A 19,684-nucleotide genomic window follows, 5' to 3' on the forward strand; every position below is an offset into this window, starting at 1 on the left:
GCGGCGCAAAATCAAGCGCGCCGGCTGGGACAATGCCTTCCTCATGGCAGCCCTCAGCCATATGCGATAGCCCTGCCGCTTGCGGGGAGAGGGAGAAGAACCACTACTGCACCCCCAACTGCCCCGCCTCCCAGCCGAGCATCGCCTGCTTGCGGGTGATGCCCCAGTGATAGCCGGTCAGCGTGCCGCTCTTGCCGAGGGCGCGGTGACACGGCACCACGAAGGAGACGGGGTTTTTTCCGACCGCGGCGCCGACGGCGCGCGAGGCTTTTGGGCTGTTGATCTTGCAGGCGATGTCCGAATAGGACACCGCGCGTCCCATCGGAATTTTCAGCAGCGTCTCCCAGACCCGGACCTCGAAATCGGTGCCGATCATGACCACGCGCAACGGCTGGTCGGGCCGCCACAATCGTGTGTCGAAGATGCGCCTGGCGAGCGGGGCGGTGCTCTCGTGGTCCTCGACATAGGTCGCGTTCGGCCAGCGCCGCGTCATGTCGGCGAGCGCGGCCTGCTCCTCGCCGGGGTCGGCGAAGGCAAGACCGGACAAGCCGCGAGCGGTCGCGATCACGATCGCGGTGCCGAAGGGCGAGGGGTGGAAGCCGTAAGTGAGCGTCAGTCCCGCGCCGCCGTTCTTCCATTCGCCCGGCGACATCGCCTCATGGGTGACGAAGGATCATTCAGCCGTCCGGGGCCCGAGAGGCCTGAGTCGAGCGCGGCGTCGAGCACGCTCGCGGAATCCCGCAGCAGGCTCTTGGCGTGATCGAGCGTCAGCGCCTGCATGAACGCCTTCGGCGTCAGCGAGGCCCAGCGGCGGAACAGATGGTGCAGCTCATCCGGCGTGACGCCGGCCGCATCCGCCATCGCCTCGATGGTCGGCTGCGCGCGCCAATTTTCCGAGATGAACGCGATCGCCCGGCGCACGGAGTCGTAGTCGCGCAGCGCGGCGTTCTGGGAGCCCGGCTTGGCCAGGCGCTGGTCATTTATGGCGAGTGTCATCATGACCGGAAATGTAGGGGCGGGCGGCGTGCCAAACCACCCGATTTCCGACTGGGTTTCACGTGATCGGGTTGTAGGTCGGGCCGCGCCTGGCGGCGTTGAGGGCTCCGATTAAGGCTTTGGCAAAGCTGGCCTTTTCGTCGGGCCCCAGGAACTTGCCGATCGACACGCGACGGCCGCGAGAGACCAGGTAAAGCCGTTCGATGCCAAACTCCTCGTCCGCTTCCTGCTCCAGCCGGACCCAGAGCGGATTGAGCACCCATTCGGCGACCTGGCCGCGATGGCTGGTCCGGCGCACGCGCAGCTCGCTCGCGGTGATCACGATCTCTTCGCAGGCCTTCGCGGTGCGGAAATTGACCTTGAAGGCCCACCAGATCACCAGCACGTCGAGGCCGAAAAAGCCCAACACCGGCCAGGCGCCCATCAGCAGGAAGACCATGCCGGTCACGAAGCTGACGACGCTCAAAAACAGCATCACGGCGAGAAAGCCGGTGCGGTTCAGCGAGCGATGCGGCGTGAGCAGCGCGGAGAAAATCTGCGGCTCGTCCCGGCCGTCAGCGTTGTCGCGCTCAATTTCGTTGCCTGTGCTCATGTCCGGTCAGTATATCCCGATCATGGCAAAAATCACCCGCAAGGCGGCCGCCAAGAAACCGGCCGTGCCGAAGAAAACGGCAAAGGCGATGCCCACCGGAAAATCGCCGAGGGCGGCAAAGCCCAAATCCACAAAACCCAAATCCATAAAACCCTGGACGACCGCGGAGATCCACGAGGTCTTCAGCCGTTTCCGCAAGGCCAATCCCGAGCCCAAGGGTGAGCTCGAGCACCTCAATCCCTTCACGCTGCTGGTGGCCGTGGTGCTGTCGGCCCAGGCGACCGACGCCGGGGTCAACAAGGCGACGCGGGCGTTGTTCGAGGTCGCCGATACGCCGCAAAAAATGCTCGATCTCGGCGAGGAGAAGCTTCGCGACTACATCAAGACCATCGGCCTCTATCGCACCAAGGCGAAGAACGTCATCGCGCTGTCGGCCAAGCTGCTCACGGATTTCGGCGGCGAAGTGCCGCGCACGCGCGCGGAAATCGAGTCATTGCCGGGTGCAGGCCGCAAGACCGCCAACGTCGTGCTCAACATGGCCTTCGGCGAGCACACGATGGCGGTGGACACGCATGTGTTCCGGGTCGGCAACCGCACCGGGATCGCGCCCGGTGAGACGCCGCTGGAGGTCGAGCTTGGCCTGGAGAAGGCGATCCCGACCGAGTTCATGCTGCACGCGCACCACTGGCTGATCCTGCACGGTCGCTACACCTGCCTCGCCCGCAAGCCGCGCTGCGAGGTCTGCCTGATCGCCGATCTCTGCCGCTGGCCGGAGAAGACGGTGGTGTGAACAGTCACGCCACCGGCACGCTCGTCCTGCGCTTCGGCTCGATCAGCTCCGGCCGCGGTCCGGAGAGCCGCTTGTGCATGTGGACCATGAAGGCCATGCCAAAAATCGGCGTCGCCAGGTTGACGATCGGGATCGAGACGAAGGCCGCGATGATCAGGCCCGCGGTGAAGACGGTCGCGGCATTGTCGCGCCGCATCGCCTTGGCCTCCTCCGGCGAGCGGAAGCGCATGGCAGCGAGCTCGAAATATTCACGGCCGAGCAGCCAGGCGGTGGCGATGAAGAAGATCAGGAAGCCGGCGCCGGCGAACAGCACGAAGGGCAGCGCGATCAAATAGACCAGGATCGTGAGCAGCGCCGTCTTGATGCCCTCATGAATCGCGATCGAGAATGGCAGCGCGACGCCGGGCTCTTCCGCCGGATAATGCTCGCGCTCGACATGGTCGGCGACATCATCGACGAACAGGCTCGCCACCAGCGAGGTGATCGCGGGCATCAGCAGGACGCCGCCGAACACGACGCCGAGCCCGGCCGCGATCGAGACCACCCAGGCCAGCGCGTCGAGCGCGGTGTGCCAGCCGGGGCCGAGCAGCCCCTCGAGCCAGACTTCGCCATAGGTCGCAAACCAGGAGAGCAGCCGCTGCAATCCGAAAGCCAGCACGGTGATCAGCACGAGCGCGACGCCGATCGAGCGCCACAGGATCGAGCGCATCGGTGGAGACAGGATCTGCGACAGCGCCTTGACGGCGGCATCCAGCATGGCGGGAACCTCTCACGAAAACATTGCCCGTGAGGTAGACATGCCTGACGCGTTCGGCAAGAGAGATTGACCTGCTGTTTCCCGCGACGTCCTACCGCGCTCTAGCCTTCCGCCACGATGCTGGCCCAGCAGGTGATGGCGCTGCAGACCGAGCTCCAGCGGCCAAAGGCCTTGTAGATCTGGGCGGCGACCTGGGCCTGCTGCCGGATCGTTCCCTCGGCCTTGATTTGCGGATCGGACACGTTGCGGATCGCGAGCCAGCGCGGGGCTTTTGCGCCCATGTCCTTGGCCACGAGGCCGAGGATCGCGTCGCCCATCTCGGAGACGTCGCCGAGCCCCTTCAGCTTGTAGTGATTGTCCGAGGTGTCGAAACCGAAGAAATCGGTGGTGACGACCGAGGAGTCGAGCCCGCTCGGTTTCACCACCACGATCTTTGGCGCGCGCGTATTCTCCTTCGGCAACTGCCCGGAATTGGCCTTGAACAGTGTCTTGGCCTGCGCGAAGCGCGTCGTCTTGGCCGACTTGCTCTCGTAATGCGCTTGCGCAAACGGCTGCTTCTTGAACTTCGCGGTACAGTCGAACCGGACGACGGGGCTGACGATGACGTCGCCGACCTCGAACTGCTTGCCGATGCCGCCGGCCGTGCCCGTCGTGATCACAAGCGTCGGCTGCACCTCCTCGATGATCTGGCGCCAGACGTCGATGTTCGGCAGCTGCGGCCCGTCCTGCGACATGTGCGAATCGGACTTGAAGACCACGACCTTCTTCTTGCCGATCGTGGTGGTCCAGTAGGTGCCGAGCCGCTTCAGCTCCTTGGCCGGGCAACCATTGCGCATCTTCTGGGAGATGGTCGCGTAGTTGTGGGTGTAGGGCACGTAATCATTGTGCGAGTCCTTGCCGGGCGTCAGCACGCGGCTGAGCGCATGGCCCTCATCGACCGTCCACGTCACCACCAGCACGTCGCCGCGCGGCAGTGGGCTGTTGCTCTTGCCTTTCGGCTTCGAGCCGGTCTGCGGCGCCAGCCCCTTGGGCCAGGGGATGTCGGTGAAGCGCGACAATCCCGTCGCCGTGCTGAAGGCCATGAACTCGCGGCCAACAGACGATTCGGAATCGAAGTCGATGATCTCGCGCTGAAAATCCTCCGGCGCGACCTTTGCGGTTCGCTTCACCGCTGATATCGCCACGCTCCTGACGGCAAAGGTCTCGCTTGGCGGCGGGTTATCGATCGGATCGAAGCCAATGTTGCGCTGAACCCATTTGCGATCGACGAGCATGATGAGATCTCCGGGAAAGGCTTTTGGACAATACCGCCTGATCGGCCTCGCAGCCGACGATTGCAATTTAAGATCGAACTCCAAAGTGCCTGATGGTCCAAACCATCGAACAGCGCGACAACGATGCCGGTATGATTACGCTCTACCCGGTAAAATAGAGCCTCGAATGAAAAGAATTGAACAAGAAAAGAAACCGGTACAATGTTGGGAAACTACACCTATAGTTGAATTGCGGCAATCGACCTTGCGATCACAAAGCGAGGAAGTCGGACGCGCGATGTTTTCTTCCCTTCTCCCCTTGTGGGAGAAGGTGGCGCGAAGCGCCGGATGAGGGGTCTCTGTCGGCGTGTTCAATAAGAGAGGTTCGTTCGCGGAGAGAGACCCCTCACCCGCCTCGCTTCGCGAGGCACCCTCTCCCACAAGGGGAGAGGGAAGCTACCCATGCTTATGTCCATGCTTCCGCGCCTTCCCCGGTTTGCCTTCCGCAGTCGGGATCATCACCACGCGGCCATAGCGGACGCCGCGCTCGGCGATGATGTGGTCGGCAAAGTGCTTGACCTCGTCGGCCGAGCCCTTGAGCGCGGTCATCTCCATGCAATTATTGTCGTCGAGATGGACGTGCAGCGTCGCCAGCGCGAGGTCGTGATGGCCGTGGAATTCCTGCACCAGGCGTTTTGAGAGGTCGCGCGCGGCGTGGTCGTAGACATAGACGAGGCCGGCGACGCAGGGGCCGGTCTGCGCGGTGTCTTCGCTGCTCTGCTGCAACCCGGCGCGGGCGAGGTCGCGGATGATCTCGGAGCGGTTCTGGTAGCCGCGGGCTTCCGCCGCGGCGTCGATCTCGCTAAGCAAATCATCCTCGATCGTGATCGTAATCCGCTGCATGCGATGCTCCCGGCAATTCCGCCATCGAGCATCGTTTTACACGGATTTTCGGATCGTCACAGCCGCGTCGCGCGCAGCCGCAGCGCGTTGCCGACCACGCTGACCGAGGACAGCGCCATCGCCGCCGCCGCGATGATCGGCGACAGCAAAACGCCGAACGTGGGATAGAGGATGCCGGCGGCGATCGGGATGCCGGCTGCGTTGTAGATGAAGGCAAAGAACAGGTTTTGCCGGATGTTGCGCATGGTCGCCTGCGACAGCCGCCGCGCCCGGACGATGCCGGTGAGATCGCCCTTCAGCAGGGTCACGCCGGCGCTCTCCATCGCGACGTCGGTGCCGGTGCCCATGGCGATGCCGACTTCGGCCGCGGCCAGCGCCGGGGCGTCGTTGACGCCGTCACCCGCCATCGCGACGCTGCGGCCGGCCTTTTGCAGCCTGGACACCACAGCGCTCTTCTGATCCGGCAGTACCTCAGCCTCGACATCGGCAATGCCGAGTTTTCGCGCGACCGCGGCCGCAGTCGTGCGGTTGTCGCCGGTCAGCATGATCACCTTGACGCCCTCGGCGGCGAGATCCTTCAGCGCCTCCGGGGTCGATGCCTTGACGGGATCGGCAATCGCGAACAATCCGGCCGACCTGCCGTCGATTGCCATGTTGATCACGGTGGCGCCGTCCTGACGCAGGCGTTCGGCCTCGGCATCGAGCCTGATGGTGTCGATGCCGATCGAGGCGAGATACCGCGCGTTGCCGAGCACAACGGCCTTGCCATCGACCTTGCCGGTCGCACCCTTGCCGGTCGGCGAATCGAAGCCGTCGACCTGACTGATGTTGAGCTGCTTCTCCTTTGCCGCGCGCACGATCGCGTCGGCAAGCGGATGCTCGCTGGCGCGCTCGACGCTGGCCGCCAGCCGCAAGATGTCGTCTTCCGCAAAGCCGTCGGCCGGCACGATCGCGACCAGGCGGGGCTTGCCCTCGGTCAGCGTGCCCGTCTTGTCGACGACTAGCGTGTCGATCTTCTCCATCCGCTCTAGCGCTTCGGCGTTCTTGATCAGCACGCCGCCTTGGGCGCCGCGGCCGACGCCGACCATGATCGACATCGGGGTGGCAAGTCCGAGCGCACAGGGGCAGGCGATGATGAGCACGCTCACGGCCGCAACGAGGCCGAAGGCGAGCCGCGGCTCCGGTCCGAACCAGGCCCAGGCGCCAAACGCAATCAGCGCAATGACGATCACCAGCGGCACGAACCAGCCGGATACCTGGTCGGCCATGCGTTGGATCGGCGCCCGCGAGCGCTGCGCGTCCGCAACCATCTGCACGATTTGAGAGAGCAGTGTCTCGCGTCCGACCTTCTCGGCGCGCATGATGAAGCTGCCGGACTGGTTGAGCGTGCCCGCGATGACTTTTGCGCCGGTCTCCTTGGTGACCGGCATGGATTCGCCTGTCACCAGCGATTCGTCGAGCGAGGAGCGCCCCTCCAGGATGATGCCGTCGACCGGCACCTTCTCGCCGGGGCGGACGCGCAGGCGATCGCCCACATGAAGGGAATCGATCTCGACTTCGTGCTCGTTGCCGTCGTCACTGATGCGGCGCGCGGTCTTCGGCGCGAGCTGCAGCAGCGCCTTGATCGCACCCGATGTCGCATCGCGCGCACGCAGCTCGAGCACCTGGCCGAGCAGCACGAGAACGGTGATGACGGCGGCCGCTTCGAAATAGACCGCAACCGCGCCCTCATGGCCGCGGAACGTCGCGGGAAAGACCTGCGGCGCGAGCGTGCCGATCAGACTGTAGACATAGGCAACGCCCGTGCCCATCGCGATCAGCGTGAACATGTTGAGGTTGCGCGTGACCAGCGATTGCCAGCCGCGGACGAAGAACGGCCAGCCGGCCCACAGCACGACGGGCGTGGCAAACGCGAGCTGGATCCAGTTCGACAGCGTCGCGTCGATCCAGTTGTGCGGGCCGGCCAGATGGCCGCCCATCTCCAGCACGACCGGCGGCAGCGACAGTGCGCCGCCGATCCAGAACCGCCGCGTCATGTCGGCGAGCTCGGGATTGGGACCGCTCTCGAGGCTCGCGACTTCCGGCTCCAGCGCCATGCCGCAGATCGGGCAGCTCCCCGGGCCGACCTGCCGGATCTCCGGATGCATCGGGCACGTATAGATCGTGCCGGCGGGCATCTCGGGTTCCGGCGCCTTGGTCTTGGCGAGGTATTTTGCCGGATCGGCCGCGAACTTGGTGCGGCAGCCGGCCGAGCAGAAATGATAGGTCGTGCCGTGGTGGTCGAAGCGATGTTTTGAGGTCGCAGGATCGACGCTCATGCCGCAGACGGGGTCGAGCACTTTGGTGCCGGCATCGCCGTGGTGATGGTGGGCATGATCGCCGTGACCGCCGCCGCAACCGGACGAGGCCTTGGGCGCCTCGACCTTGGCCGCGCAACCGCATCCGGAATGGCTCTGCCCGTGGTCCCCATGCTTCTGTTCGGCGTCGTTCATTCCAATGCTCCGGCCATCTCGATACAAGGCTTGCAACCCATACCCGGTAGGGGTATATAGGCCCTATGCGAAAGGACATCAAGACATCTGTCGGCAAGCGCCTCGGCCGGATCGAGGGCCAGGTCCGCGGGCTCTCCAAAATGGTCGACGAGGACCGCTACTGCATCGACATCGTGACGCAGATCTCGGCGGTGCGCGCGGCGCTCCGCCGGGTCGAGGAGGAGATCCTGAAGGATCATGTCGCGCATTGCGTCGAGCATGCGATTTCGAGCGGCAACAGGACGGATCAGCGGGAAAAGATCGCCGAGCTGATGGCGGTGATCAGCCGCGCGGAACGATAACGCACGCCGCGTTCGCCGATTTGACACGTGTCAAATGTGAGAGTTGCCGGGACGACGGCGGGAGTACCTACGCCGCAATCCCGCGCGCCCGGGCGCGGCGCCGGGGGCGATACATGGCGATCTTCTTCAGGAGCGGAAAACGCTCCGACACCGTGACGCGCTCGACTACCGTCGCTTGCTGCGGCGCGTCGCTCCGGCTCACTTCCTCAGCCGGAATTTGCGCTTCTTCGTCAATCGTTTCAGGAACGAGCGGCGGCGAACTGATCGTTTCTGGAAACACACTGAAAGTGCCCGCCACCTCCTCGAGCGGCTTTTGCTTGTCGGCCCAGTGCAGGGAGGTGTAGTCGAAGCCGTGCACGATGGTGGGTTTGACGACCTCGAAATAGGGCGAGATGTCGAAGTCGCGGGGCATGTAGAGCGATGAATCGCGGATATGCAGGATCTCGCGGCGGGCACGGCGGCTGCCGGCCTTGGTGATCTTGGGCAAGATCGGGTAGCGCACCGCATCGAAGGCCTGCGCGATCAGCGCCGAGCAGATGATTTTTGTAGGATCGCCCGAGCCGAGCGCGATCATGCGGCGCCGCCAGCGCTGCGGCACCGGCAGCGGGAACAGGAAGCGCATCAGGTCCAGGATGTTCTTGGTGTCGTAGCCGAAGCCGATGCGGTTGATGGCGTAGCGGCAGACGGTGTGACGGTCCTCGTAGGAGAGGCCGACCGGACGGCAGAGACGGGTGTGATAGGGGAAATATTTCGACAGCGGCGCGGAGGTGACGCCCTCGCCGATATTGGCCTCGATCAGGACATGCGGCTCGCCATTGGGCTCTTCCGCGCCCTCGACCGGCCCGACATAGAGCGCGGCATGGGACCAGGTGGACTGCGTGAGGTATTTGATGATGCCGGAGATGCGGTTGTTGCCCTCGACCAGCAGCACGTCGCCCGGCTGGATCACGCCGCGCAGATGTTCCGGATCGCTGGGCGTGAACGGCTCATAGCCCGGCACCTCCTTCGAGAGGTAGTGGGCAATCAGCTGGCCGACTGAATCTAGGACCGTCCCCATATCGTCGAACTCCCCCCACAGCCTTTTCCGGCTGCTTTTTTCTCTTCTCTATCATGGTCGAAACGCGTTGCAATTTGGTTCATCGCTTGATCGGATCAAACACGATTGATTCACCATGATGGTTGCCGTGCTGCATCAGATGCGGCAAGGTTCGCTAGCTGTTCCCGTTCGCTTCAAGTCCCCGGAAACCATGACATGACAATCACGCGCCGCGGTTTCCTATCGGCGTCGGCGGCATTTGCTGCGGCGCCGCTAGCAATGCCGGTTTTTGGTGCGACCGCCGCGCCCTTGCCGCGCGAGGTTGACATCGTCGTGATCGGGGCCGGAGCTGCCGGTATCGCTGCAGCGCGGCGCGTGATGGCGGCGAACCGCAAGGTCGTGGTGGTCGAGGCCGCCGCGCAGATCGGCGGACGCTGCATCACTGATACCACCACCTTCGATGTGGCATTTGATCGCGGCGCGCGCTGGATGCACAATCCCGAGACAAACCCGATGATCAAGCTGGCGCGCGGCGTCGGGCTCGACGTCTCGCCGGCCCCTAGCGGGCAGAAGATGCGTATCGGCCGGCGCAACGCGCGCGCCAGCGAAACCGAGGAATTTTTGGCCGCGCTGGTGCGTGCCAATCGCGGCATCGACGAGGCCGCCCGCGGCAAGCTCGACGTCGCCGCAGCATCCGCGCTGCCAAAAGATCTCGGGGACTGGGCCGGCACCGCCGAGTTCGTGCTCGGCGCAAGTTTTGCCGGCAAGGATTTGAAGGAATTTTCCGCCATCGACAAAGCGCGGGCGCAGGACCGCAATTCGGCGATCGCCTGCCGGCAGGGCCTGGGCACGCTGATCACAAAACTCGGCGAGCAGACGCCGGTCGTGCTGTCGACGCCGGCGAGCCGCATCAGCTGGAGCAATCGCGACGTCAGCGTCGAGACGCCAGCCGGCAAGATCGTGGCGCGCGCCGCTGTCATCACGGTCTCGACCTCTGTGCTGTTGGCAGGCGCGATCAAGTTCGCGCCCGATATTCCCAAGCGCACGCTCGATGCGGCGTCCAAGCTGGGGCTCGGCAGCTATGATCACATCGTGCTGCAACTGCCAGGCAATCCGCTCGGGCTTGCGCGCGACGATATCGTCATCGAGCAGAGCAACTCGACCCGCACGGCGCTGCTCTACGCCAATATCGGCGGTTCCTCGCTGTGCTCGATCGACGTCGGCGGCTCCTTCGGTCGCGATCTCTCCGCCCAGGGCGAGCAGGCCATGGCGGCCTTTGCCAGGGAATGGCTGACGAAATTGTTCGGCAGCGAGGCGACCGCGGGCATCAAGAAGACCAGCGCGACGCGCTGGAATGCCTCGCCCTTCGTCATGGGCGCGATGTCGGCGTCCGCACCAGGCGGACAGCTCTCGCGCAAGATTCTCACTGAGCCGATCGGTTGCCTATATCTCGCCGGTGAAGCGACCCATGAGACGCTGTGGGGCACGGTCGATGGCGCCTGGGAGAGCGGCGAGCGCGCGGCTGAAGCCGCGCTCCGTCGCATTGGTGCGCTGAAGGAGGAGCCCGCCGATGTCCCGACGCAATCGACCAAGCGCCGCCGTTCGGCGCCGCCACGGAATTGATATTCAGTCGTCGTCCTGGCGAAAGCCAGGACCCATAACCACAAAATCACATTTGGCGAAGACTCGTGGTTACCCATCTCGCGCAACAATAGCTGACCGGGGTAATGGGTCCTGGCTTTCGCCAGGACGACGGTGGAAGGGTTATCGCAACACCCCATCCAGCGCCGGCAGCCCAAAGATCACCGCCATCGCAATCAGCGCGTAGCAAATGCCGCGAAACACCGTCTCGCTGGCGCGGCCGAACAGCGAGGCGCCGAAGGCGACGCCGATCGCATAGACCGGGCCGACGACGAGTGAGAGCAGCAACGAATCGCGCGTGATCAGGCCGGTAGCGGCGTAGCTGATCATTGAGAACACATCAGAAGCGCCAAAAAACAGCAGGATGTTGGCGCGCGCCACCGTCGCGGCGATGGGACGACCGAGCCAGTAGCCGACGATCGGCGGGCCGCCGGTCTGCGCCAGCCCGCTGCAAAAGCCGGAGAGGCCGCCGATGCCGACTGAGAGCCATGCATGGTCCTTGCCGCGGTAGCGCCAACCTGACAGGAGCAAGGCAAGCAATGCCGCGACGAAGCAGGAGATGATCCAGCGCGTCGTGACGGGATCGAGCACGCTGAGAAAATAGGTGCCGATGGGCACGCCAATGAGCGCGCCCATCACGATCACGGCGGTGGCCTTGCGATCCGCTTTCCGCCACGCATCCGGGAGTAGCGGCGCTGCCGCGACGAAGTCGATGACGAGGAGCAGCGCGGCAACCAGGCGCGGCGCCGCGACGCTGCTTGCGAGCGGCATGAAGATCAACGCCGCGCCGAAGCCGGAAAAGCCGCGCGCGGTTCCGGCGACGAAGGCGATGGCGCAGATCGCCATCGCTATGGTGAGGCTGACGTCCCTGGGGAGGAAGTCGGAAAGACTCATGCTCTATGTCTTTGGAGCATGATGTTGTTCGAAAACCGCTTCACACTTTTCGGCATCATGCCCGCAAAATGCCGCCGGTCTTCTTCGTCACCTCGGCCACGATCTTTGCGGCCACGGCTTCGATCTCCTGATCGGTCAGCGTCTTCTCGCGCGGCTGGATCGTGACCGCGATCGCGATCGACTTCTTGCCGTCCTCGATGCCCTTGCCTTCATAGACGTCGAACACGTCGACGCCGGTGATCAGCTTCTTGTCGACTCCTTGCGCGGTGCGCACGATGTCGCCGGACTTGACGGAGCGATCGACGATGAAGGCGAAATCGCGCGACACCGGCTGGAATGCCGACAACTCGATCGCAGGTTTTGCTCGCGTGGGCTTCTTCTTCGCCTCCGGGATGCGGTCGAGGATCACCTCGAACGCCATCACGGGACCGTCGGCGCCGAGCGCCTCGAGCGCACGCGGGTGCATCTCGCCGAAATAGCCGAGCACGTTCTGCGGGCCGATCTGGATGGTGCCGGAGCGGCCCGGATGCATCCAGTTTGCGCCGCCGGGCACGATCTGGAGTGCCTGCATCGGCGCGCCGGCAGCAGCCAGCACCGCAAGCGCATCGGCCTTGGCGTCGAGTGCATTCGCGGCCGCCGAGCCGGTCCAGTGCCGACCGAGTCCCTCAGAGGAGGCAAAGCCGTGGCGAACGCCTGATGCAGCCATGAACTGATCCTGCGGACGATCGCCCTTGAAGACTTGGCCGACCTCGAACAGCGCGACGTCGCCAAAGCCGCGGTCGGCATTGGCCTGCGCCGCCGCGATCAGTCCCGCCAGCAGGGTCGGCCGCATGTCGGAGAGGTCGGATGCGATCGGGTTCGCCACCTCGAGCTCCGGCTTCCCGCCGCCGAACAATTCGGCCGCCGGCTTTGCGATGAAGGACCAGGTCACGGCCTCGACCATGCCACGGCTCGCGAGCGCCCGCCTGGCGCGGCGGGTGCGGAGCTGCAGAGACGTCAGCACCGGCTTGCGCGCGTCCTCGCCGCGCTCGAATGGTGTCTCCGGCACCTTGTCGACGCCAAAGATGCGGACGACTTCCTCGACGATATCGGCCTTGCCGTGAACGTCGCTGCGCCATGAGGGCACTGCGACCTTCACCACCGGACCGTTGCCGGCCATCATGAAGCCGAGATGGGAGAGGATGCGCTTCATCTCCGGCAGCGGCACCTCGATGCCGGACAGCCGCTTCACCTCGGTGATTGGAAATTCGATGATGCGGTCGTCGCCAAAGGTCTTGCCGGTGACGAAAGTCTCGGACGGCGCGCCGCCGCACATCTCCATCACCAGCTTGGTCGCGAGCTCCAGGCCCGGCACCATGAAGGCCGGATCGACGCCGCGCTCGAAGCGGTAGCGGGCGTCCGAATTGATGCCGAGCTTGCGGCCGGTCTGCGCGATGTTGATCTCGTTCCACAGCGCCGATTCGATCAGCACGTCGGTGGTGTTCTCATCGCAGCCCGAGGCCTCGCCGCCCATGATGCCGGCGAGCGACTCGACCGCATCGTCGACCGCGATCACGCAGATGCTGGGATCGAGATTGTAGGTGCGGCCGTCGAGCGCGAGCAGCGTCTCGCCGTCGCGCGCGCGGCGCACCACAAGATTACCCTTCACCTTCCTGGCGTCGAACACGTGCAGCGGACGCGCGCGGTCGTAGGTCATGAAGTTGGTGATATCGACCAGCGCGTTGATCGGACGCAGCCCGATCGCGGTCAGCCGCTTCTGCAGCCATTCCGGCGACGGGCCGTTCTTGACGCCGCGCACGAGGCGCAGCGCAAAGCCCGGACACAGCGTGGCGTCCTCGACCGTCACCTTCACCGGGCAGGGGAATTCGCCCTTCACGGGCTTGATGGCTGGATCCCTGAACTTGCCCATGTCGGCGGCCGCAAGGTCGCGCGCGATGCCATGCACGCCGGTGCAGTCCTGCCGGTTCGGCGTCAGGTTGATCTCGAACATGGGATCGCCGAGACCGGCCCATTCGGCGTAAGCAGCGCCGATCGGCGCGTCCGCCGGCAGTTCCATGATGCCGTCATGGTCGTTGGAGATCTGCAGCTCCGCCGCCGAGCAGAGCATGCCGCGGCTCTCGACGCCTCTGATAGTGCCGACGCCGAGGGTGATGTCCTTGCCGGGAATGTAGGTGCCGGGGGCCGAGAACACGCTGACGAGCCCGGTGCGCGCATTCGGCGCGCCGCACACGACCTGCACCGGCGCGCCACCATCGCCGGTGTCGACCATGCAGACGCGCAGCCGGTCTGCATTCGGATGCTGCTCGGCCGAGATGACGCGCGCGATCGTGAAAGGCTTCAGCGCCTTCGCCTTGTCCTCGATATTCTCGACCTCGAGCCCGATCATGGTGAGCTTGTCGGCGAGCTTCTCGACCGACTCATCGGTGTCGAGATGGTCCTTCAGCCAGGAGAGGGTGAATTTCATGGCTGGTTCTTCTCCGCGAGCGCTGTCTTCTCCCTCCCCCGCTTGCGGGGGAGGGTCGGGGTGGGGGCTCTCTCCGCAACGGCAGTTGCTATTGTTTCGAGAACACCGATGCGATTTGTCATGACGTCGAGATTGCTGAAGCGAATCACCTTGAAGCCCTTCGCCTCGATCGCGGCCGAGCGCCGCGCACCGGCACGCTCGCCTTCATCGGAATAGTGCTGGCCGCCGTCCAGTTCGATAACGAGCTTTGCAGCATGACAGACGAAGTCTGCAATGTAGTGCTCGATCGGCACCTGCCGGCGGAAACTCGCGCCGTTCAGCCGATCGCCCCGTAGCTCTGACCAAAGAATGCGTTCAGCGTCCGTGGAGTTGCGCCTGAGTGCGCGTGCGTTTGCGCGCAGTTGGGCCGACACCTTCCAGTCCGGATGCTCTGGATCAACCATTGGCAACCCCATCGCGGAGAGACCCTCACCCCAACCCTCCCCCGCAAGCGGGGGAGGGAGTCCGAGCGTCCGTGCCGCTGGAGCTATCGTATCCCAGCGAACGCTCACGTGCTCAGCCCTCCCGCGAGTGTCGGCACTTCGAGCGGCTTGAAGCCGTAATGGGACAGCCAGCGGACGTCGCTGTCGAACAGTTGGCGCAAATCGCTCATGCCGTATTTCAGCATCGCGATGCGGTCGATGCCCATGCCCCAGGCAAAACCCTGGTACTCATCGGGATCGATGCCGCAGGCGCGCAGCACGTTCGGATGCACCATGCCGCAGCCGAGAATCTCGAGCCAATCCTCGCCCTCGCCGAAGCGGATCTCGCCCTTGTCGCGGCGGCACTGGATGTCGACTTCCAGCGACGGCTCGGTGAACGGGAAGAACGACGGGCGGAAGCGCATGTTGATGTGGTCGACCTCGAAGAACGCCTTGCAGAACTCGTGCAAAATCCATTTGAGGTGGCCGAGATGCGAGCTCTTGTCGATGACGAGGCCTTCGACCTGGTGGAACTGCGGCGTGTGGGTCGCGTCCGAATCGATGCGATAGGTGCGGCCCGGGCAGATCACGCGGATCGGCGGCTTTTGGCTCAGCATGGTGCGCACCTGCACCGGCGAGGTGTGGGTGCGCAACAGCATGCGCGAACCGTCCTCCTTCGGATGGAAGAAGAACGTGTCGTGCATCTCGCGCGCGGGATGGCCGATCGGGAAATTCAGCTTGGTGAAGTTGTAGTCGTCGGTCTCGACATCGGGACCTTCGGCGACCGAAAAACCCATGTCGGCGAAGATGGTGGTGAGCTCGTCCCAGACCTGGCTCAGCGGATGGATGCGGCCGGCTTCGGCCTGCGGATCGCGCACCGGCAAGGTGACGTCGATGGTCTCGGACGCAAGTCGCGCGTCGAGCGCCGCCGATTTCAGAATGTCGCGCCGCGCGGTGAGCGCCTGGCCGACCTTGTCCTTGGCCTGGTTGATCGCGGCGCCTTGGGTCTTGCGTTCGTCCGGCGACATCTTGCCGAGCGTTGCAAGCAGCGCCGAGATCGAGCCCTTCTTGCCGAGCGCTGAGACGCGCACGGCTTCGAGCGCCGCTTCGTCACCCGCTGCGGCGATATCCGAGAGAATCTGAGTTTCGAGGTTGGCAAGATCGGTCATAGCAATCCCTTTTGGCTAGGATGCTAAGCCGCTGCTCCTAGCTCGTCATGCCCGGGCAAAAGCGCGAAGCGCGTCTTCGCGCAAATATGCCGGGCATCTACGACTTAGAGTGTTTGCGCGAAAGAAGACGCGGATGATCTGAGGATTTCGAGCGCGAAGACGTGCTTCGCGCTTCTTCAGGTCCTAACGACTTGAAACTGCGCCGGACAGCTTACGCTGCCGCGAGAGCGGCCTTGGCCTTCTCGGCGATCGCCTGGAACGACGCGGGCTCGTTGATCGCGAGATCCGAGAGCACCTTGCGGTCCACGGTGATGCCCGACTTGGCAAGGCCGTCGATAAATCGGCTGTAGGTCAGGCCGAACGGACGGACGGCAGCGTTGAGGCGCTGGATCCAGAGCGCGCGGAAGGTGCGCTTCTTGCGCTTGCGGTCACGGAAGGCGTACTGCTGCGCCTTCTCGACGGCCGGCTTGGCGGCGCGGATGGTGTTCTTGCGGCGGCCGTAGAAACCCTTGGCGGCCTTGTAGACTTTCTTGTGCTTGGCGTGGGCGGTCACACCGCGTTTGACGCGAGACATGACAAAAATCCTTCAGAGATGACTTCGGTTTTCGGATTGCCGCGTGGAAAGCGCGGCACAGTTGGCTTTGATCGTCGACGCGATCAGGCGTTCGGCAAGAAGTACTTCTTGACGTTGTCGCCGTCGGTCTTGAACAGCACGCGGGTGCCGCGGAGCTGGCGGATCTGCTTCTTGGTCCGCTTGATCATGCCGTGACGCTTGCCGCGCTGGGCGTGCATCACTTTTCCGGTGGCAGTCACCTTGAAGCGCTTTTTAGCGCCCGATTTGGTCTTCAGCTTGGGCATTTGGCTCTCCTAATGGCCACAACAGAATACCGCCCGCGAAGGCGGCTGGCCGTCAAATATGCTCGTTAGAGCGTTGATTGTGCTCAGGTTTTAGCGAACAAGCGCGAAACCCGCACGGACACCGCCACGGCAGCCCTTAAATCAGCCGGGCGATGAAGGCTGGGCTTATGGCAGAGCCAAGGCGAAATGGCAACGATGAACCGCGGAAACGGGATCGCCGACTATCGAGCATCGCCACATTTTCGCGCGGAGCAGGTTCCGATGCCCGATTGTCAGTCGTCAGCTTTGCCTCGCCGTGTTGTCCCTCGTCTGGCGCTGTTCGCCCTGCTTGCCGCAGCAACCCTGCCATCGACCGCCGATGCAAGAGCCGGTGGCTATGATGGGGTTTGGAACGTCACCTTCGCCACCACCCGCGGCAATTGCAGCTCCGGCTACAGAGTGCCCTTCACCGTCACCGGCGGTCGGGTTTCGTCCGCCGGCGGCGGGCGAGTGTCCGGCAGGGTCAACCGGAGCGGCGCCGTCGCCGTGCATGTTTCGGTCGGCGCGTCTCACGCCAGCGGCGGCGGCCGATTGGGACGTGGCGCCGGCAGCGGTTCCTGGAACGGGATCATCTCTGGCGACCGCTGCAGCGGAACCTGGCAGGCGACCAGGACCTGACCAAAAAGTCCTGACCCAAACAAAACGGCCCGCCAGATCGCCTGACGGGCCGTTGAACTCCAACCTTGCGCTGGACCTAGCGCGGCGCCAGCACCATGACGACCTGGCGACCTTCGAACCGGGCGTCCTGCTCGACCTTGGCGAGCTCGGCGACGTCGCTCTTGATCTTGTCCAAAAGCTTGGTGCCGATCTCCTGGTGCGCCATTTCGCGGCCGCGATAACGCAGCGTGATCTTGACCTTGTCGCCCTCTTCGAAGAAGCGCTGCATCGCGCGCATCTTCACGTCGTAGTCGTGATCGTCGATCATCGGGCGGAGCTTGATCTCCTTGACCTCGACGATCTTCTGCCGCTTGCGCGCTTCAGCGGCCTTCTTCTGGGCGGAATATTTGTACTTCCCGTAGTCCATGATCTTGCAGACGGGAGGGCTGGTATTCGGCGAAATCTCGACCAGATCCATGCCGGCTTCCTGGGCCATCTTGATGGCGACCATGGTTTCGACCGTACCCTTGTTTTCACCGGTCTGGTCGATCAGCTGGATCTGCGCATTGCGAATATCATCATTGATGCGCGGCCCGTCTTTGCTGGCAGCGGGCGGAGCTTTATTAGGACGGCGAATGGTTGGTTCTCCAAAGTTGTGAACGAAGCGGGTAGTTTGAAGGAAGATGCGTTGGCCGGCAAGCAAGTCGCGCCTGCGGCAAGTGAAAAACCCTCAAATGCGAGGCATTTTGGTCACGCCCATCGACACGCCGCTCGACATAGACACCTTGCGTCAGTTCCGCAAGCGTCCCAATGGGACAATGCCGGCGTCGGCGGTGGCTGCCGGACCGGGCAGGACAGCTCAAACCGCACAGCAAGAGTAAACGTTCCATGACCAGCTCGCCCGACGACGCCCCGGCCTTCATCGAAATGGGCGCAGGCCCCTCCGCCCGCCGGATTGCGGTGCGCCGCCGCGCCGGAACAGGCCCGGGGCTGCTCTGGCTGGGCGGTTTCAAGTCGGACATGCAGGGCACCAAGGCGCTGGCGCTGGATACATGGGCGCAGGACCGCGGCCGCGCCTGCGTCCGGTTCGACTATTCCGGTCACGGCGAATCCAGCGGCGACTTTGCCGAAGGGACGATCGGACGCTGGCTGGAGGAAAGCGTCGCCGTGTTCGAGCGATTCTGCGAAGGGCCGCAAGTCCTGATCGGTTCCTCAATGGGCGGCTGGATGGCGCTGCTGCTGGCACGCGAGATCAGGAAGCGGCAGCAAGCCAAGGCGTCGCTGGCAGGTCTCGTCCTGATCGCGCCGGCGCCTGATTTCACGGAAGAGCTGATGTGGAAAAATTTTTCAGCCGAGGTGAAGCGGGCGATCGAAACCAAGGGGATGTGGCTGCGACCATCCGAATATGGCGACGGCTCGCCTTATCCCATCACCAAGAACCTGATCGAGGAGGGGCGCAATCATCTCCTGCTCGGCAGCGCCATCGATGTCGGCTGTCCCGTGCGCATTCTCCAGGGCGCGCAGGATCCCGACGTGCCCTGGCAGCACGCCTTTGCGCTGACGCATCGCCTGCCGGCCGACGACGTCGTGCTGACCATGATCCAGGACGGCGACCACCGCCTGTCGCGCCCGCAGGACATCGCGCGCATCCTTGCCGCGGTGGCGGAGATCGGGTGAACTTTCTTCCTTCCCCCCTTGTGGGGGAAGGTGGCGCGAAGCGCCGGATGAGGGGTTGTTTCCGCGAGATCCAATCAAGAGAAGTGCTCGCGGGAGACAGACCCCTCACCCGTCTCGCCGCTTCGCGTCGAGCCACCTTCCCCCACAAGGGGGGAGGGGAAGAAACGACCGGGGAGGCAAAGATGATGACCACCACCGCCATGCTGCGCGCCTTCTGCGACGCGGTCGAGAGCCGCAACGGCAAGGGGTTTGCCGAACTGTTCACCGCGGACGGCGTCTATCACGACGTGTTCTATGGCGCCTTCGCGGGCCGTGAAAAAATTGCCGAGATGATCGACGACTGGTTCTATCGCACGGCGACCGATTTTCGCTGGGTCATGCATGACCCCGTGTCCGACGGCACCACGCTCTACGCGCGCTACACCTTCAGCTATCGCTCGACCTTGCCGGAAGCGAACGGCGCGCGCGCGATGTTCGAGGGCGTCGCCATCGTGAAGCTCAGGGACGGCAAGATCGCGAGCTACCACGAGGTCGCCAACACCGCGCCGGCCTTCGTCGATCTCAACTTCGCGCCCGAGCGCATCGCAAAGATCGTCGCCAAGCAAGGCGCCGCGCTGAAGGCGCGGCCGGAGATGCAGCGGCATCTGGGGTAAAGTCTCTCCACCTCGTCATTCCGGGCTCGCGACTTCGTCGCGCCCCCGGAATGATGGAGGAGAGAGGAACG

General features: G+C 64.2%; 19 protein-coding genes and 1 pseudogene. 6 read left to right on the forward strand and 14 right to left on the reverse strand.

The genetic code is table 11. From position 1 onward, the window contains the following. Positions 1-103: 103 nt before the first annotated feature. Together JQ632_RS26835 and JQ632_RS26840 are read right to left on the reverse strand one after the other, a co-directional pair. Positions 104-999 (reverse strand): annotated as a pseudogene (locus JQ632_RS26835) (methylated-DNA--[protein]-cysteine S-methyltransferase). 55 nt (positions 1,000-1,054) lie between these two features. Next, positions 1,055-1,588 carry a DUF2244 domain-containing protein gene (locus JQ632_RS26840; RefSeq protein ID WP_212405650.1) on the reverse strand — a complete coding sequence of 178 codons (534 nt, stop codon included), beginning with the start codon at positions 1,586-1,588 and terminating at the stop codon, positions 1,055-1,057. Between the two features lie 22 nt (positions 1,589-1,610). Here JQ632_RS26840 and nth point away from each other — a divergent pair, with 22 nt between their 5' ends. Then, positions 1,611-2,378, forward strand: a complete 768-nt coding sequence (gene nth, locus JQ632_RS26845; protein ID WP_212405708.1) for an endonuclease III — start codon at positions 1,611-1,613, stop codon at positions 2,376-2,378. A 4-nt stretch (positions 2,379-2,382) separates the two neighbouring features. On the opposite strand, the gene JQ632_RS26850 is transcribed toward nth, so the two are convergent. From JQ632_RS26850 to JQ632_RS26865, 4 genes are all read right to left on the reverse strand, one after another. After that, positions 2,383-3,135 carry a sulfate transporter family protein gene (locus tag JQ632_RS26850; RefSeq protein ID WP_212405651.1) on the reverse strand — a complete coding sequence of 251 codons (753 nt, stop codon included), beginning with the start codon at positions 3,133-3,135 and terminating at the stop codon, positions 2,383-2,385. A 101-nt stretch (positions 3,136-3,236) separates the two neighbouring features. Then, positions 3,237-4,409 carry a hypothetical protein gene (locus tag JQ632_RS26855; protein ID WP_212405652.1) on the reverse strand — a complete coding sequence of 391 codons (1,173 nt, stop codon included), beginning with the start codon at positions 4,407-4,409 and terminating at the stop codon, positions 3,237-3,239. Between the two features lie 435 nt (positions 4,410-4,844). Then, positions 4,845-5,291: a nickel-responsive transcriptional regulator NikR gene (gene nikR, locus JQ632_RS26860; protein WP_212405653.1), complete on the reverse strand. Its 447-nt coding sequence runs from the start codon at positions 5,289-5,291 to the stop codon at positions 4,845-4,847. Positions 5,292-5,347: 56 nt separating this feature from the next. Beyond that, the gene (locus tag JQ632_RS26865; protein WP_212405654.1) at positions 5,348-7,783 is read right to left on the reverse strand and encodes a heavy metal translocating P-type ATPase; all 2,436 of its coding nucleotides are present in this window, start codon (positions 7,781-7,783) and stop codon (positions 5,348-5,350) included. Positions 7,784-7,848: 65 nt separating this feature from the next. Here JQ632_RS26865 and JQ632_RS26870 point away from each other — a divergent pair, with 65 nt between their 5' ends. Then, positions 7,849-8,124, forward strand: coding sequence for a metal-sensitive transcriptional regulator (locus JQ632_RS26870; RefSeq protein ID WP_212405655.1), 276 nt, complete (start codon positions 7,849-7,851; stop codon positions 8,122-8,124). Positions 8,125-8,191: 67 nt separating this feature from the next. Here JQ632_RS26870 and JQ632_RS26875 read toward each other — a convergent pair whose 3' ends face one another. Beyond that, positions 8,192-9,181: a YiiX/YebB-like N1pC/P60 family cysteine hydrolase gene (locus tag JQ632_RS26875; RefSeq protein ID WP_212405656.1), complete on the reverse strand. Its 990-nt coding sequence runs from the start codon at positions 9,179-9,181 to the stop codon at positions 8,192-8,194. A 195-nt stretch (positions 9,182-9,376) separates the two neighbouring features. Here JQ632_RS26875 and JQ632_RS26880 point away from each other — a divergent pair, with 195 nt between their 5' ends. Beyond that, a complete protein-coding gene (locus tag JQ632_RS26880) occupies positions 9,377-10,783 on the forward strand; it encodes an NAD(P)/FAD-dependent oxidoreductase (RefSeq protein ID WP_212405657.1) in 1,407 nt (468 codons plus the stop codon). A 141-nt stretch (positions 10,784-10,924) separates the two neighbouring features. On the opposite strand, the gene JQ632_RS26885 is transcribed toward JQ632_RS26880, so the two are convergent. The 6 genes from JQ632_RS26885 to rpmI all read right to left on the reverse strand — a co-directional run bounded on the left by JQ632_RS26885 (position 10,925) and on the right by rpmI (position 16,647). Then, the gene (locus tag JQ632_RS26885) at positions 10,925-11,695 is read right to left on the reverse strand and encodes a sulfite exporter TauE/SafE family protein (protein WP_212405658.1); all 771 of its coding nucleotides are present in this window, start codon (positions 11,693-11,695) and stop codon (positions 10,925-10,927) included. A 55-nt stretch (positions 11,696-11,750) separates the two neighbouring features. After that, positions 11,751-14,159 carry a phenylalanine--tRNA ligase subunit beta gene (pheT, locus tag JQ632_RS26890; RefSeq protein WP_212405659.1) on the reverse strand — a complete coding sequence of 803 codons (2,409 nt, stop codon included), beginning with the start codon at positions 14,157-14,159 and terminating at the stop codon, positions 11,751-11,753. Then, positions 14,156-14,602 (reverse strand): endonuclease domain-containing protein, encoded by a 447-nt coding sequence (locus JQ632_RS26895; RefSeq protein ID WP_212405660.1) that lies wholly within the window; start codon positions 14,600-14,602, stop codon positions 14,156-14,158. Before JQ632_RS26895 ends, pheT begins: the two co-directional genes overlap by 4 nt. Before the next feature lie 104 nt (positions 14,603-14,706). Next, complete coding sequence (gene pheS / locus JQ632_RS26900) at positions 14,707-15,789, reverse strand: phenylalanine--tRNA ligase subunit alpha (RefSeq protein WP_212405661.1); 1,083 nt, start codon at positions 15,787-15,789, stop codon at positions 14,707-14,709. A gap of 211 nt (positions 15,790-16,000) precedes the next feature. Beyond that, entirely contained in the window at positions 16,001-16,363 is a 363-nt protein-coding gene (gene rplT / locus JQ632_RS26905; protein ID WP_212405662.1) for a 50S ribosomal protein L20, read from the reverse strand. An 83-nt stretch (positions 16,364-16,446) separates the two neighbouring features. Next, positions 16,447-16,647 (reverse strand): 50S ribosomal protein L35, encoded by a 201-nt coding sequence (gene rpmI / locus JQ632_RS26910; RefSeq protein WP_008539890.1) that lies wholly within the window; start codon positions 16,645-16,647, stop codon positions 16,447-16,449. A gap of 261 nt (positions 16,648-16,908) precedes the next feature. Between rpmI and JQ632_RS26915 the strand changes: the two genes are divergently transcribed. Beyond that, positions 16,909-17,304 (forward strand): hypothetical protein, encoded by a 396-nt coding sequence (locus tag JQ632_RS26915; RefSeq protein WP_212405663.1) that lies wholly within the window; start codon positions 16,909-16,911, stop codon positions 17,302-17,304. A 76-nt stretch (positions 17,305-17,380) separates the two neighbouring features. On the opposite strand, the gene infC is transcribed toward JQ632_RS26915, so the two are convergent. Beyond that, the gene (infC, locus tag JQ632_RS26920) at positions 17,381-17,920 is read right to left on the reverse strand and encodes a translation initiation factor IF-3 (RefSeq protein WP_212405709.1); all 540 of its coding nucleotides are present in this window, start codon (positions 17,918-17,920) and stop codon (positions 17,381-17,383) included. 251 nt (positions 17,921-18,171) lie between these two features. On the opposite strand from infC, the gene JQ632_RS26925 reads away from it, so the two are divergent. Next, positions 18,172-18,960, forward strand: a complete 789-nt coding sequence (locus tag JQ632_RS26925; RefSeq protein ID WP_212405664.1) for a carboxylesterase — start codon at positions 18,172-18,174, stop codon at positions 18,958-18,960. Positions 18,961-19,145: 185 nt separating this feature from the next. Next, on the forward strand, positions 19,146-19,613 hold the full coding sequence (locus JQ632_RS26930) for a nuclear transport factor 2 family protein (protein ID WP_212405710.1): 468 nt from the start codon (positions 19,146-19,148) through the stop codon (positions 19,611-19,613). Positions 19,614-19,684 lie beyond the last annotated feature (71 nt).

It is taken from the genome of Bradyrhizobium liaoningense (assembly GCF_018130955.1).
GTDB lineage: Bacteria > Pseudomonadota > Alphaproteobacteria > Rhizobiales > Xanthobacteraceae > Bradyrhizobium > Bradyrhizobium liaoningense_C.

Excerpts from the sequence above, each read along its gene's own strand:
- JQ632_RS26850 (WP_212405651.1), bottom strand. The coding sequence starts at position 3,135 with ATGCTGGATGCCGCCGTCAAGGCGCTGTCGCAGATCCTGTCTCCACCG.
- nth (WP_212405708.1), top strand. The coding sequence starts at position 1,611 with ATGGCAAAAATCACCCGCAAGGCGGCCGCCAAGAAACCGGCCGTGCCG.
- JQ632_RS26855 (WP_212405652.1), bottom strand. The coding sequence starts at position 4,409 with ATGCTCGTCGATCGCAAATGGGTTCAGCGCAACATTGGCTTCGATCCG.
- JQ632_RS26870 (WP_212405655.1), top strand. The coding sequence starts at position 7,849 with ATGCGAAAGGACATCAAGACATCTGTCGGCAAGCGCCTCGGCCGGATC.
- JQ632_RS26930 (WP_212405710.1), top strand. The coding sequence starts at position 19,146 with ATGACCACCACCGCCATGCTGCGCGCCTTCTGCGACGCGGTCGAGAGC.
- JQ632_RS26915 (WP_212405663.1), top strand. The coding sequence starts at position 16,909 with ATGCCCGATTGTCAGTCGTCAGCTTTGCCTCGCCGTGTTGTCCCTCGT.
- JQ632_RS26840 (WP_212405650.1), bottom strand. The coding sequence starts at position 1,588 with ATGAGCACAGGCAACGAAATTGAGCGCGACAACGCTGACGGCCGGGAC.
- JQ632_RS26865 (WP_212405654.1), bottom strand. The coding sequence starts at position 7,783 with ATGAACGACGCCGAACAGAAGCATGGGGACCACGGGCAGAGCCATTCC.
- rplT (WP_212405662.1), bottom strand. The coding sequence starts at position 16,363 with ATGTCTCGCGTCAAACGCGGTGTGACCGCCCACGCCAAGCACAAGAAA.
- nikR (WP_212405653.1), bottom strand. The coding sequence starts at position 5,291 with ATGCAGCGGATTACGATCACGATCGAGGATGATTTGCTTAGCGAGATC.
- JQ632_RS26880 (WP_212405657.1), top strand. The coding sequence starts at position 9,377 with ATGACAATCACGCGCCGCGGTTTCCTATCGGCGTCGGCGGCATTTGCT.
- JQ632_RS26885 (WP_212405658.1), bottom strand. The coding sequence starts at position 11,695 with ATGAGTCTTTCCGACTTCCTCCCCAGGGACGTCAGCCTCACCATAGCG.
- pheS (WP_212405661.1), bottom strand. The coding sequence starts at position 15,789 with ATGACCGATCTTGCCAACCTCGAAACTCAGATTCTCTCGGATATCGCC.
- JQ632_RS26895 (WP_212405660.1), bottom strand. The coding sequence starts at position 14,602 with ATGGTTGATCCAGAGCATCCGGACTGGAAGGTGTCGGCCCAACTGCGC.
- JQ632_RS26925 (WP_212405664.1), top strand. The coding sequence starts at position 18,172 with ATGACCAGCTCGCCCGACGACGCCCCGGCCTTCATCGAAATGGGCGCA.
- pheT (WP_212405659.1), bottom strand. The coding sequence starts at position 14,159 with ATGAAATTCACCCTCTCCTGGCTGAAGGACCATCTCGACACCGATGAG.
- JQ632_RS26875 (WP_212405656.1), bottom strand. The coding sequence starts at position 9,181 with ATGGGGACGGTCCTAGATTCAGTCGGCCAGCTGATTGCCCACTACCTC.
- rpmI (WP_008539890.1), bottom strand. The coding sequence starts at position 16,647 with ATGCCCAAGCTGAAGACCAAATCGGGCGCTAAAAAGCGCTTCAAGGTG.